12 protein-coding genes are annotated in these 13017 nt (G+C 74.2%); 4 read left to right on the forward strand and 8 right to left on the reverse strand.

All coding sequences use genetic code 11. The features are described from left to right. Positions 1–8 precede the first annotated feature (8 nt). The 4 genes from glyA to H9657_RS09160 all read left to right on the forward strand — a co-directional run bounded on the left by glyA (position 9) and on the right by H9657_RS09160 (position 3642). Complete coding sequence (glyA, locus tag H9657_RS09145) at positions 9–1289, forward strand: serine hydroxymethyltransferase (RefSeq protein WP_191782584.1); 1281 nt, start codon at positions 9–11, stop codon at positions 1287–1289. 14 nt (positions 1290–1303) lie between these two features. Further along, a complete protein-coding gene (locus tag H9657_RS09150; RefSeq protein WP_191782586.1) occupies positions 1304–2185 on the forward strand; it encodes a bifunctional methylenetetrahydrofolate dehydrogenase/methenyltetrahydrofolate cyclohydrolase in 882 nt (293 codons plus the stop codon). Between the two features lie 108 nt (positions 2186–2293). Beyond that, on the forward strand, positions 2294–2773 hold the full coding sequence (locus H9657_RS09155) for a VOC family protein (RefSeq protein WP_191782588.1): 480 nt from the start codon (positions 2294–2296) through the stop codon (positions 2771–2773). A gap of 56 nt (positions 2774–2829) precedes the next feature. Next, a complete protein-coding gene (locus H9657_RS09160; RefSeq protein ID WP_191782590.1) occupies positions 2830–3642 on the forward strand; it encodes an exodeoxyribonuclease III in 813 nt (270 codons plus the stop codon). Between the two features lie 25 nt (positions 3643–3667). Here H9657_RS09160 and H9657_RS09165 read toward each other — a convergent pair whose 3' ends face one another. From H9657_RS09165 to galK, 8 genes are all read right to left on the reverse strand, one after another. Beyond that, a complete protein-coding gene (locus H9657_RS09165; protein ID WP_191782592.1) occupies positions 3668–4915 on the reverse strand; it encodes an ABC transporter permease in 1248 nt (415 codons plus the stop codon). Further along, positions 4912–5646 carry an ABC transporter ATP-binding protein gene (locus H9657_RS09170; RefSeq protein WP_318241392.1) on the reverse strand — a complete coding sequence of 245 codons (735 nt, stop codon included), beginning with the start codon at positions 5644–5646 and terminating at the stop codon, positions 4912–4914. The genes H9657_RS09165 and H9657_RS09170 overlap by 4 nt, the downstream gene beginning before the upstream one ends. Continuing rightward, complete coding sequence (locus H9657_RS09175; protein ID WP_318241393.1) at positions 5643–7268, reverse strand: efflux RND transporter periplasmic adaptor subunit; 1626 nt, start codon at positions 7266–7268, stop codon at positions 5643–5645. The genes H9657_RS09170 and H9657_RS09175 overlap by 4 nt, the downstream gene beginning before the upstream one ends. Positions 7269–7296: 28 nt before the next feature. Further along, positions 7297–8277 (reverse strand): hypothetical protein, encoded by a 981-nt coding sequence (locus H9657_RS09180; RefSeq protein ID WP_191782594.1) that lies wholly within the window; start codon positions 8275–8277, stop codon positions 7297–7299. A gap of 183 nt (positions 8278–8460) precedes the next feature. Beyond that, complete coding sequence (locus H9657_RS09185) at positions 8461–9669, reverse strand: ABC transporter permease (RefSeq protein ID WP_191782596.1); 1209 nt, start codon at positions 9667–9669, stop codon at positions 8461–8463. After that, positions 9666–10478 carry an ABC transporter ATP-binding protein gene (locus H9657_RS09190; RefSeq protein WP_191782597.1) on the reverse strand — a complete coding sequence of 271 codons (813 nt, stop codon included), beginning with the start codon at positions 10476–10478 and terminating at the stop codon, positions 9666–9668. The genes H9657_RS09185 and H9657_RS09190 overlap by 4 nt, the downstream gene beginning before the upstream one ends. Next, a complete protein-coding gene (locus H9657_RS09195) occupies positions 10475–11491 on the reverse strand; it encodes an efflux RND transporter periplasmic adaptor subunit (protein WP_191782599.1) in 1017 nt (338 codons plus the stop codon). Before H9657_RS09195 ends, H9657_RS09190 begins: the two co-directional genes overlap by 4 nt. Positions 11492–11635: 144 nt before the next feature. Continuing rightward, positions 11636–12874 (reverse strand): galactokinase, encoded by a 1239-nt coding sequence (galK, locus tag H9657_RS09200; protein WP_191782601.1) that lies wholly within the window; start codon positions 12872–12874, stop codon positions 11636–11638. Positions 12875–13017: the final 143 nt, after the last annotated feature.

Here is a 13017-nt window from a genome sequence, read left to right on the forward strand (position 1 = left end):
AGCCCTGCATGAGCGAGAACGTGCTCGACCAGAACATCTCCGAGCTCGACCCGGAGATCGCGGCGGTCCTCGACGGTGAGCTGGCCCGCCAGCAGAACACCCTCGAGATGATCGCCTCCGAGAACTTCGTGCCGCGCGCGGTCCTGCAGGCGCAGGGCTCCGTGCTCACCAACAAGTACGCCGAGGGCTACCCGGGCCGCCGCTACTACGGCGGCTGCGAGCAGGTCGACATCGCGGAGACCATCGCGATCGACCGCGCCAAGGCCCTGTTCGGCGCCGAGCACGCCAACGTCCAGCCGCACTCGGGCGCCACGGCCAACGCCGCGGTGCTGCACGCGCTCATCAACGCGGGCGACAAGATCCTCGGCCTCGACCTCGCGCACGGCGGCCACCTCACGCACGGCATGCGGATCAACTTCTCGGGCAAGCTCTACGACGTCGCCGCCTACGGCGTCGACCCGCAGACGTTCCGCGTCGACTACGACGCCGTCCGCAAGGCCGCGCTCGAGCACCGTCCCGACGTCCTCATCGGTGGCTGGTCCGCCTACCCCCGCCAGCTCGACTTCGCGGCGTTCCGCGAGATCGCGGACGAGGTCGGCGCGAAGCTGTGGGTCGACATGGCGCACTTCGCGGGCCTCGTCGCCGCCGGTCTGCACCCCAACCCGGTGGAGCACGCCGACGTCGTGTCGTCCACGGTGCACAAGACCATCGGCGGCCCCCGCTCGGGCTTCATCCTGAGCAAGGGCGAGTACGCCAAGAAGATCGACTCCGCCGTGTTCCCGGGCCAGCAGGGCGGCCCGCTCATGCACGTCATCGCCGCCAAGGCGGTCGCGTTCAAGGTCGCCTCGACCGAGGACTTCAAGGCCCGCCAGCAGCGGACGATCGACGGTGCGCGCATCATCGCCGACCGCCTCACCGCGCCCGACGTGGCCGCGGCGGGCGTCTCGGTGCTCACCGGCGGCACCGACGTGCACCTCGTGCTCGTCGACCTGCGCCACTCGACGCTCGACGGCCAGCAGGCGGAGGACCTCCTGCACTCCGCCGGCGTCACGGTCAACCGCAACGCCGTCCCGTTCGACCCGCGCCCCCCGCGCGTCACGTCGGGCCTGCGCATCGGCACGCCCGCCCTGGCCACGCGCGGCTTCGGCGACGCGGAGTTCACCGAGGTGGCCGACATCATCGCCACGGCGCTCGTCGAGGGCACGGGTGCGGACGTCGACGCGCTGGCCGCCCGGGTGCGCAAGCTCACCGAGGCGTTCCCGCTGTACCCCGGCCTGCAGCAGTACTGAGCGGAGGCGTACCGATGACCGCCCAGAAGCTCGACGGCGCCGCCGTCGCGGCCGAGATCAAGGCCGAGCTCCGCACCCGCGTCGCGGCGCTCGCCGCGCGTGGCGTCGTGCCCGGTCTCGGGACGCTGCTCGTCGGCGACGACCCCGGCTCCCGCTGGTACGTCAACGGCAAGCACAAGGACTGCGCCGAGATCGGCATCGCCTCGATCCGTGAGGAGCTGCCCGCCGACGCGACGCAGGCCGACATCGAGGCCGCCGTGCAGCGGCTGAACGACGACCCGGCGTGCACCGGGTACATCGTCCAGCTGCCGCTGCCCCGGGGCATCGACACGCACCGGATCCTCGAGCTGATCGACCCCGAGAAGGACGCCGACGGCCTGCACCCGACCAACCTCGGGCGCCTCGTGCTGCGGGTCAACGACCCCGTCACGTCGCCGCTGCCGTGCACCCCGGCCGGGATCATCGAGCTGCTCGAGCGGCACGACGTCCCGCTGCGGGGCGCCGACGTGGTCGTCGTCGGGCGCGGTGTGACCGTGGGCCGCTCGATCGGCCTGCTGCTCACGCGGCGCGAGGTCAACGCCACGGTCACGCTCACCCACACCGGCACGGTCGACCTGGCCGAGCACACGCGCAACGCCGACGTCATCATCGCCGCGGCCGGTGTGCCCGGCGTCGTCACGGCCGACATCGTCAAGCCGGGTGCGGTGGTCGTCGACGTCGGGGTCTCGCGCGAGCTCGACGCGGTCACCGGCAAGAGCCGCATCGTCGGCGACGTCCACCCGAACGTCTGGGACGTCGCATCCTGGGTGTCGCCCAACCCGGGCGGCGTGGGCCCGATGACGCGCGCGATGCTCCTGGCCAACGTCGTCGGCACGGCGGAGCGCCTCGCCGGCTGACGCGCACCACCACGAGGGCCCCGGGGCGTGCGACCCGGGGCCCTCGTGCGATGAGTTCCGGGCAGGCCGCCGGTCGGTACGGGTGCACACCGACGAGAGGAGCCCGCCATGGGCATGGTCAGCACGCACCTGTGGTTCGCGAAGGACGGTCACGAGGCGGCGGAGTTCTACGTGTCCGTCGTCCCCAACTCCCGCATCACCAAGGTCGTGAACGCGACCGCCGGCGTCCCCGACGTCCCCGAGGGCAGCCCGTTCGTCGTCGAGCTCGAGCTCGACGGGCACCCCGTGACGATCCTCACGGCGGGTCCGGCGTTCACGCTCGACGAGGCCTTCTCCTTCCTCCTGAGCGTCGAGACGCAGGAGGAGGTCGACCACTACTGGGACACGCTGATCGCGGGCGGCGGGGAGCCGAGCCAGTGCGGCTGGCTCAAGGACCGCTACGGCGTGTCGTGGCAGGTCGTGCCGAAGGCGCTCGACGACATCATGTCGCGCCCCGACGCCGCGGGCGTCGCGCGTGCGACGCAGGCGATGCTGCGGATGCGCAAGCTCGAGATCGCGCCGCTCGAGGCGGCCTACGCCGGGGAGTGACCCCGGGCGCCGGGAGGTGGCGCCGAGGTGTCGGTGGCGTGCGGCAGGATGGCCCGGTGCTTCGAGTCGCCACCGTCAACGTCAACGGGATCCGCGCCGCCTTCCGCCGCGGCATGGGGGAGTGGCTGGACGTCCGCAAGCCGGACGTCCTGCTGCTGCAGGAGGTGCGCGGGTCGGACGAGATCCTCGCCGACCACCTGTCGCCGGACGGCTGGCACCTGGCGCACGAGGCGGGGCACGCCAAGGGGCGCGCGGGCGTGGCCGTCGCGTCCCGGCTGCCGATGAGCGCGGTGCGCATCGGGCTCGGCACCGACGTCACGGGCGACGCCGGACGGTGGGTCGAGGCGGACCTCGAGATCCCGGCGGAGGGCGAGCGTGCTCCCCGCACGCTGACGGTCGTGTCGGCCTACCTGCACTCCGGCACGGTCGGGACACCCTCGATGGACGAGAAGTACGCGTTCCTCGCGCACGTCACCACGCGGCTCACCGAGCTGGTCGGGTCCGGCGGGCTGGTCGTCGTCGCGGGGGACCTCAACATCGCCCACCGCGAGGTCGACATCAAGAACTGGAAGGGCAACCGCGGGAAGGCGGGCTTCCTCCCCGAGGAGCGCGCCCACCTGGACCGGTGGTTCGACGAGCTCGGCTGGCGCGACCTCGGGCGGGACCTCGGCGGTCCCGGCCCGGGGCCGTTCACGTGGTGGTCGTGGCGCGGCAAGGCGTTCGACAACGACGCCGGCTGGCGCATCGACTACCAGCTGGCCACCCCACAGCTGGCGGCGCTCGCCCGCGTGGCCACGGTCGACCGCGCCGCCGACTACGAGGCCAGGTTCAGCGACCACGCACCGCTCGTGGTCGAGTACGACCTCTGACGCGCGCGTCGTCGGGTGGGGCCCGTCAGACCCCGCCGCGCAGGGCCGAGATGGGCTCGATCGAGGCGGCCTTCATCGACGGGTAGAGGCCCGCGAGCAGCCCGATGAGGCCACCCGAGAGGGCCGCGACCCCGACCATGCGCAGGTCCAGGATCGGCGTCCACTCCGAGACCGCGGACACGATCGTGACGACCGCGACGCCCAGCGCCGCGCCCACCAGGCCACCGAGCATCCCGACGACGACCGACTCGACCATGAACTGCGCGGCGATCTGGCGTCGCGTCGCACCCAGCGCGCGGCGCAGGCCGATCTCGCCGACCCGCTCGAGGACCGACAGCAGCGTCACGTTCGCGATGCCGACGCCGCCGATGAGCAGCGCGACGCCGCCGAGCGCGAGGAAGATCGCGTTGATGTCCGCCTGGACGCTCTGGCGCACCGACGAGCGTCCCGCGGGCATCTGCACGTCGACCGTGTCGGGGGAGTTCGGGGACAGGGCGGTCGGCAGCTGGGTCCCCACGACCGGGCCGGCGGCCACGGCCAGGTGCAGGTGCAGCTCCTGCGGCGTCGTCAGCGCGAGGTCGGTGCGGGCCGTGCCGTTCGGCAGGATCACCGCCGACAGCAGGTCCGTGCGCCGCACCACGCCGTCGACGATGCCGATGACCTGGTAGGCGCGCTCACCGATGAAGATCGACGGCTGCCGGTCGACGCGCGTGACGCCGAGGCGTCGTGCGGCGTCCACGCCGAGCACGACCACGCGGTCGCCGCGTGCGTCGTGCCCGGAGTCGAAGTAGCGGCCCTGCACGACGCGCCCGTCGAGCGCCGCCAGCGCGCCCGGGCTGGTCGCCATGACGGCGGGGCTCGAGAAGCGGGCGGCCGACGGGTCGTGCACCGGCACCGCGGTGACGTCGAGGTCGCCGAGGTCCAGCTCGGACACCAGGGCGGCGGCCTCCACGCCGTTGAGCCGCTCGGCCCGCTCGGGGGCGTCCCACGGCAGCGCGCCCAGGGCGCGCTCGGCGCCGTCGAAGCCGCTGCTCGTGGCCGGCCTCGCGAGGCCCTGCGTGGCGGCCACGGCGTCGAACTGCTTGTTGATCTGCCCCGCCGCGGTCTGCGCCAGGCCGACGGTCACGACGACGGACGCGATGCCGAGGACCGTGCCGAGGATCGTCAGCACGAGACGGCCGGGCCGGGCGCCGATGCCGGCGGCCGCCTCGGCCACCAGGTCGGCCGTGCCGAACCGGTCCGCGCGCGGCACGTGCTGCGCGACGGCGGTCATGCGATCTCCCGCAGGTGGCCGTCGGTGATGCGCACACGGCGCTGGGCGCGCGACGAGACGTCGTCCTCGTGCGTGATGACCAGCAGGGTCAGGCCGCCGGCGTGCAGCTCGTCGAACAGCTCGAGCACCGCCGACGAGCTCTCCGAGTCGAGGTTGCCGGTCGGCTCGTCGGCCAGCAGGACGCGCGGCTGCGACACGACCGCGCGCGCGACGGCCGTGCGCTGGCGCTCACCGCCCGACAGGACGGTGGGACGGAAGTCCAGCCGGTGGCTCAGGCCCACGCGGTCGAGCGCGGCGACCGCGCGGTCGCGCCGCTCGGCGCGCGGGACACCGCTGTAGATGGTCGCGAGCAGCACGTTCTCGAGCACCGTCCGGTGCGGCAGCAGGTGGAAGGCCTGGAAGACGAACCCGATGTGCCGCGCGCGCAGCGCGGCGCGGTCGCGTTCCCCCGCACGCGCGGTCGGGATGCCGTCCAGCAGGTACTCGCCGTCCGACGGCCGGTCGAGCAGCCCGAGCAGGTTCAGCAGCGTCGACTTGCCCGAGCCGGACGGTCCGACGACCGACAGGTACTCGCCCGCGCGGACCTGCAGGTCCGCCGGGTACAGCGCGTGCACGGGGGGCTCGCCGGGGAACTGGCGCTCGGCGGCCCGCAGCTCGACGACGGGGGGCGCCTCGCCCGGGTCGTCGGGGACGCCACCCTGCGGCGTGTCGAGCAGGTCGAGGACGGTCACGCGTCCTCCTCGGTCCCGGCGTCCGGCTCGGCGTCCTCGGTCTCCTCGTCGGTGCCGACCTCCTCGTCCTTCGGCGAGATGCCGACGACGACGAGGTCACCCGCCTCGAGCGGCTGCTTGGACCCGGTGATCTCGACGAAGCCCGAGGCGGCGAGCCCGGTCGTGACCTCGACGAGGCTGCTCGCACCGTCCTTCACGAGCTCGACCCGGCTCTCGCCACCGGGACCCGCGGTGAGGGCTGCCAGCGGGACGGCGAGCACCTCGCCGTCCGTCGAGCTGACCGGCACGCGGACCCGCACGTTGCTGCCCTGCAGCGACGCCAGCTGCTCGGCCGTGAGGGGGCCGACCGTGAACACGACGGTGCGCCGGTCGCCCGCGGGCTTCTTGGCGTCGCCGGATTCGCCGCCGCCGGCGGCGGCAGCCGCGTCCGGCTCGGTGACCTCGGCCACCGCGACCGGCACGTCGGTGCCGTCCACGCTGATGACGCCGGCGGTACCGGGCGACATGAGGTCAGCGTCCGCTCGCGACGCCGACGCGGTGATCTGCACGGTCGCGCCCGAGACGCTCATGAACTTGCTCTGCACGACCCCGCCGCGCTCGACGGACACGGCGTCGACGCGACGCGGCAGCGACGGGAGGTAGACGACCTCCGTGGCGGGCAGGGGGGTCAGCGCGGTGGACTGCGCCTCGGTGAGGGCCAGACGGGCCGCGGTGAGACGGTCCCTGGCCGCCCGGACGGCCTCGCGCTCCGCCGTGGTGTCGGGCGGGACGTCCGCTGCGGCTCGCGCCGCGCGTGCGGTCGCGAGCTGGGCGTCGGCCTCGACCCGCGCGGGCGGCGTGCAGTCGATGAGTGCGGGGCTGTCCGGGTCGAACGGCTGCGCGCACTGCTCCGTCAGGTAGGCGACCCGCGCCTCGGCGACCCGCACCTGCCCGTCGAGCTCGGTGACCGACGAGCCGGCGGACGCCCGGGCGGCGGCACCGACCGCGGACTCCGCGGTCCGGACCTCCGACTGGGCGGCCGTGACCGCCTCCTGGGCGGCCTTGACGCCCTCCTGGACCTCCTCGCCACCGGTCGGTGGCTCGTAGCCGACCTTCTGGTACAGCGCGCGGACGCCTGCCGCGGCGGCCGCGTCGTACGTCGCACCGCCGGGGTCGCCGCCGTCCAGACCGACCGCACGCAGCGCCGTCTTGAGCTGCTGCACGTCGGGTCCGGAGACGCCCGAGCGCAGCGTCCGGTAGGTCGGCAGGTCACCCGGCAGAGCGATGACCGGCCGGCCGACGACCTCCAGCACGACCGTGGCGGGGTCGACCGTGGCGCCGACTTCCTTGACCTGCCCGGTCACGACCGCGGCACCGCCGAGGTCGCCCGTCTCGATGGTCAGGTCGACGGCGTCGTCGTAGCCGACGTCGCCCCGCAGCACCACCTCGTTGCCGATCACCCGGCTCTCGACGGGCACCGTGATGGGACCCGCCGAGGGCGGGGCGGCGTTCGCCGCCGCCTGCCCCGGCGAGATGATCAGCCGCGAGAGCAGGATCCCGAGGGTCAGGCACAGGACCGCGACGACGGCCATGACGGCGATGGTGCGGCGTCCGCCGCTGACGTGGGTGGAGATCCTGCTCACGATGTCGTCCTCGGTCCCGGCTCCGTCGTCACTTGGCCGGGGTGCGCTTCGCGGCGATGGCCTCGAGCTGCTCGCCGTACTTCTCCCACAGGCGGTCCTCCAGCGCACGGCTGGCCGTCTTCTGGGCCTTGATGTAGCCGGACGACTCCTTGCACTCGTAGTCCGCGGCGGCCAGCGCCATCTCCTTCTTCTTCAGCTCGGCCATGGCTGCCTCGTCGGGCTCGTAGGACGCCTCGGGGTCGGGCTCGGCCTCGGGGTCCGGCGCGGCCGCCTCGTACAGGGCGTTGAGCTCGTCGAAGATGCTCTGCTGGGCCTCGTCCGGGCTCGCGTAGTCGTAGCCGGCCTTCGTGATGCACGCCGCCCACTCGGCCTGCGCCTCGCCGAGGGCCGGGTCGTCCGCGAGCGTCTCGTACTCGGAGTTCATCTCCTCCGACATCGCTTCGAAGGCGGGGTCGTCCCAGATCTGGTCCTGCTCGTACACCTCGTGCGACGCCTTGCCCTGGCAGCCGCCGTCCTCCCAGTTGTACTCGACCTCGGCGTCCGGGTCCGCCTCGGGGTCGACCTCCGGGCTCGCGCCCCACAGGGCCTCGTAGAACGCGGTCTGCTCACCCTCGGACATCGACGCGATGTAGTCGGCGTTCGGGTCCACCCACTCCTCGCTGCCGCCGTACAGCTCGTCGCTCGTGGTCGCGCCGTAGCCGAACTGCAGGGCGTACTCCTTCGAGTCCCACTCGGGGATGTCGTCGGGGTCCATGCCGCGCGAGCTCGACGGGTCGTTGGGCGAGTACTCGAACCCCTGCTCGGCCATGCACGTGGCGACGAGCTCCTCGACCTCCCGCTGCTGCTTCTCGAAGTCCTCGTCCTCGTACGACCCGCCCACCTTCTCGAAGAACGCGGTCATCGGGCCGTCGTCGTCGGCGGAGGCGGCCGAGGTGCCGCCGGTGCATCCCGCCAGGACGAGCGCCACGGCGGTGGCGGCGAGGGCCGGGAGTGCGGGTGAGCGACGCATCAGGGTGCCTTTCGAGGGGGTCGATGACAGAAGTCAGGGGGCGTTCGACGGGCGCAGACGTGACGATAGCGAAGGCCGGCAGGGCCCCGGGTCCGACCGCGGGATGACCTTGCGTGCCCGGTGGGATGACACCCGCCGGAAGGTTGGGGTACTCCGGTAGGGAGTCTCCTCGGACCGCTCGGCTCAGTAGCGGATGGCGTCGATCACCTTGACGCGGACGGCGACGGTGGCGGGGATGAGGCCCGCCAGGGCGCCGACACCCGTCGCGCAGGCCATGCCGACGAGGGCCGCGGACACCGGGAACGGCGGCCGGTCCTGGATCCCGCCGCCGAACAGGGTGTCGACCGGGACGTTCTTGATGACCGCCACCGCGAGCACGACGCCGACGAGCCCGGCGACGGCCGTGGCGACCACCGACTCCATGAGGACGCCGAAGAAGATGCGGCCCGACGTGGCGCCGAACGACCTGCGGATCCCGATCTCCCGGATGCGGTGGCGCACCGTGACCAGCGCGATGTTCACCAGCCCCAGACCGCCGAGCAGCAGGGCGAACGCGCCGACGCCGAACGCCACCCAGCGGGCGGCACCGTCCAGCGCGCCGGTGCCGGTGTCGCGGTTGTCGTAGGCCTGGACGTCCCAGCCCGGCAGCACGGCGGCGACGTCCCGCCGCAGCAGGGGCGCCAGGTCGTCGGCGGCCTCGGGCGGCACCCAGACCTTGAGGGAGGGCACCGGCTGGCCCCAGCCGTCGCTGGTCTCGGGGGTGTACCAGCGGGTGAGCTGGTCGTACAGGACGATCGCCGAGGCCATCTCGCCCGGCCACCGTCGGGCGGTCACGCCGACGATCACGGCGCGCACCGGCGTCTCGTCGCCCAGCAGCACGGTCGGGTGGGACTCGAGCCCACCGGCCCCCAGGGACTCGAGGAACACGTCGTTGACGACGAGCCGCGGGGCGTAGGAGTCGACGTCGGCGTCGGTGAACCACCGGCCCTCGTCGACGCCGACGCGCTGCATGGTGCCCAGGTCGGGGTCCACCGCGCGGACCTCGACCTGCCGCGTGCCGTCGGGGAAGCGGAAGGGGACGGACGTGTACCAGTCGCGCGTGGCCCAGGTGATCCCGTAGCGCTCGAGCGCGACCGCGTAGGTCGCGTCGAGCTCGGACGCGGGTGCCGCCTGCTCGCTGCGGGGGTACGCGTCGATGGTGATCGTGACCTGCCGGCCCATGCTGCGCTCGCCGGCCTCGGTGTAGGCCTGGGTCAGCATCTGCACGACGGCCGTGACGGCCGTGATCGCCATGACGGCGGCCGCGACGCCGATGAGGGCGAGCAGCACCCGGAGCTTGTGCAGCCGCAGCTCGTCCCAGGCCTCGACGAGGGCGCCGACCAGGCCGGTCACGGCTCGACCTGCGCAGGGACAGGGCGCGCGAGCTCCGGGACCCCGGCGACCGCGCCGGGGTTCACGGGGAGCCGGGCGCCGGGGAGCGTCGGGACATCGCCGACCCACTCGTGGCCGGCACCGCCGAGGTCGACGGGCACCAGCACGCCCTCGGTGAGCCGGTAGTGCCGCTGCGCGCGGGCCGCGACGGCGAGGTCGTGCGTGATGGTCACGAGGGCCGCGCCCGTCATCGACGCGATCTCGTCGAGCAGCCCCATGACCTCCTGGCCCGTCTCGACGTCGAGCGCACCCGTCGGCTCGTCCGCCAGGATGACGCGCGGCCCGCGCACGAGCGCCCGGGCGATCGCGACGCGCTGCTGCTCCCCGCCCGAGAGCTTCTCCGGCATGGTGTCGAGCCGGTCGCCCAGTCCGACGCGGTCCAGCATCTGTGCCGCGAGCGTCGTGCGGCGCCAGAACTGCCGGCCCTGGGCGTACATCAGGGGAGCCGCCACGTTCTCCAGCGCGGTGCGCCCGGGCAGCAGGTTGAACTGCTGGAACACGAAGCCGAAGTCGCGCCCGCGGCGCCGCGTGCGCTCACGTGCCGACAGCCGCCCGATCGGCACGCCCTCGAGCAGGTACTCGCCGTCCGTCGGGGCGTCGAGCAGCCCCAGGATGTTGAGCAGCGTCGACTTGCCGGTGCCCGAGCGTCCGACGACGGCCACGTGCTCGCCCGTGTCGACGCTCAGCGTCACGCCGCGCAGGATCTCCAGCAGCCGGTCGTCGGGCAGCCGCACCGACCGTGTCACCCCCGTGAGCTCGAGCAGGCTCATCCCTCGCACGCCGCCGGGTCGAGGTTCGGGTCGTCGCACTGCGGCTCCTCGCCGGGCACGGGCACGAACTGCATCACCACGTCGCCGAGCGCGAGACCCTCGGTGATCTGGACCACCTCGCCGTCGGTCAGGCCCAGGCCGACCGACCGCTCCTCGGGCTCCGAGCCCTCGGTCGTGACGACCCACACGTTGCCGCGCTGCACGGTGCCCTGCACGGCCGTGACCGGGACGACCACCGCGTCGGCGGCCGTGCCGTTGACGATCTCGAGGTCCGCACCGAGGCCGGGGAACGCGGTGACGTCGCCCGGCAGGGCGCACGAGACCGTGCCCGACGGCACCGTGGTGGTCGCCTCCTGCGGGTCGGGCGCGGTCGCGGGCTGGGCCGCGGCGCCGATCTTCAGGCCGGTGCACGTGAACGGCGCCGGTCCGCCCTTGAGCGTCACCTGCGCCTCGCCGGGGGCCCCGACGAGCCGGTACTGCTGATCGGGCGTGAGCGTCCCGGACACCGACAGCGTCCCCGGCGAGACCTGCCCGACCGTGTCGCCGACCGCGACGACCTGGTCCTTGAGGGTCGGGAGGCTGAGGGTCCCGCCGACGGGTGCGGTCACCTGCTCGACCACGACCTTGGGCTTGCGCTCGGTGACGGTGGTCTCGCCCGTCGTGGGGTCGGTCCGCGTGACCGGGTCCTGCGGGGTCTCCTGGCGCACCTCGAGGACCGGGGTGCCGGCGTCGACGTGCTGCCCGTCCGCGACGAGCACCTTCGCGACCGTGCCGGCGAGCGTCGCCCGCACCGGGACGGCCGGGTCCGCGACGACCGAGCCGCGCACGGTCACGGCGTTGGTGATCGTCGCCGTCGTCGCCTCGACGGTCGGCTCGACGACCTGACCGGTCGGCTCGGCGCCGGAGGCCTGGGTCGTCACGTCGGCGCCGGCGAAGGCGATGCGCACGAGCGCGACCGCGATGACCGCCCAGACGAGGATCCGCAGCGCGGGGAAGACGTAACGGCGTACCACTGCGGTGTGCTCCTCGGGTCGATGAGGCCGAGCGCGGTCGCCGATGACGCCCGCCCGACGTGGGGAGGCTAGCGGCGCGCACGGGTGGGCCGCGTCCGTCCCCGGTCGTACGCCGGTCGTCCCCCGGGTGGACGGCGTCGCAGGTCAGGCCGCGGGCGGTCCCGCCACGGCGACCGCGAACGCGGGTGCGGCGAGGCCGTGCGCGGCGCTCGACGCGGCGACCGCATCGGCGACGTGGGCCACGTCCGCGGCCCGCACCAGTGCGATCGCGGAGCCGCCGAACCCGCCGCCGGTCATGCGCGCCCCGAGCGCGCCGGCGGCGCGCGCCGCGTCCACCGCGACGTCGAGCTCACGGCAGGACACCTCGTAGTCGTCGCGCAACGACGCGTGGGAGGCGTCCATGAGCGGTCCCACGGCGGCCGGCTCACCGGAGCCCAGCGCGTCGACGAACGCCGCGACGCGCGCGATCTCCGACGTCACGTGCCGCACGCGCGGGACGAGGACCGCGCCGTCGGGCGCGGCGGCGAGCGCCTCGAGCGCCCACGCGTCGCCGCGCGCGTCGTCCGCGACGTCCCGCAGCGACGCGACGCCCAGGTGCCGTGCCGCGTCCTCGCACGCCGCGCGGCGCTGCGCGTACTCGCCACCGACGTGGGAGTGCGGGGCGCGCGTGTCGACGACGAGCAGGGCGAGGCCGTGCGTCGCGAGGTCGAACGGTACGTGCCGCACGGCGCCGTCACGGCAGTCGAGCAGGAGCGCGTGCCCCTCACGCGCCCGCAACGACGCGGCCTGGTCCATCCCGCCCGTGGGCGCGCCGGCCATCTCGTTCTCGGCGCGCACGCACAGGTCGGCCAGCAGGGCGCGTCCCGCGTCGTCGGTCGGCGCACCGGTGGCGTCCACCCCGCCGGCCAGGCCCAGCCGGAAGGACGCGTCGAGCGCGACCCCGACGGACGCCTCGAGCGCCGCGGACGACGACAGCCCGGCACCCGACGGCACGCAGGAGTCGATCGCGACGTCGAAGCCGCCGACGTCGTGCCCGGCCTGCCGCAGCGCCCACGCGACGCCCACGACGTACGCCGCCCAGCCCGTCACGGTCCCCGGTGCGACGTCGGCCAGCCGGACCTGGTGCACGCCCGACGGCTCCTGCGCGGAGACGAGCCGCACGACGTCGTCGTCCCGGCGCGCCACGGCCGCGTAGGTGCGGTGCGGCAGGGCGATCGGCAGCGCGAGCCCGCCGTTGTAGTCGGTGTGCTCGCCGATGAGGTTGACCCGTCCCGGCGCCGACCACGTCCCGCCGGGGGCGGTGCGGAAGGTCGACGCGAACAGGTCCCGCGCGCGGCGCTCGCCCTCGGCGGGGCGCCACGCGGGGGTCGGGACGGTGCTCATGCGGGCTCCTGCCTGGGGACGCGGGCGACGCGGGCGACGCGACAGTGTCCACCAGGACCCGGCACGGTCCAACTCCCGGCCGGGCCGGGCGCCGGACGCGGGGGCCGCGGGGGGGGGGGGGGGGGGGGGGCGGGGTCAGGGGG

The organism is Cellulomonas avistercoris, assembly GCF_014836445.1.
GTDB lineage: Bacteria > Actinomycetota > Actinomycetes > Actinomycetales > Cellulomonadaceae > Cellulomonas > Cellulomonas avistercoris.

Excerpts from the sequence above, each read along its gene's own strand:
- glyA (WP_191782584.1), top strand. The coding sequence starts at position 9 with ATGAGCGAGAACGTGCTCGACCAGAACATCTCCGAGCTCGACCCGGAG.
- H9657_RS09150 (WP_191782586.1), top strand. The coding sequence starts at position 1,304 with ATGACCGCCCAGAAGCTCGACGGCGCCGCCGTCGCGGCCGAGATCAAG.
- H9657_RS09155 (WP_191782588.1), top strand. The coding sequence starts at position 2,294 with ATGGGCATGGTCAGCACGCACCTGTGGTTCGCGAAGGACGGTCACGAG.
- H9657_RS09165 (WP_191782592.1), bottom strand. The coding sequence starts at position 4,915 with ATGACCGCCGTCGCGCAGCACGTGCCGCGCGCGGACCGGTTCGGCACG.
- H9657_RS09180 (WP_191782594.1), bottom strand. The coding sequence starts at position 8,277 with ATGCGTCGCTCACCCGCACTCCCGGCCCTCGCCGCCACCGCCGTGGCG.
- H9657_RS09190 (WP_191782597.1), bottom strand. The coding sequence starts at position 10,478 with ATGAGCCTGCTCGAGCTCACGGGGGTGACACGGTCGGTGCGGCTGCCC.
- galK (WP_191782601.1), bottom strand. The coding sequence starts at position 12,874 with ATGAGCACCGTCCCGACCCCCGCGTGGCGCCCCGCCGAGGGCGAGCGC.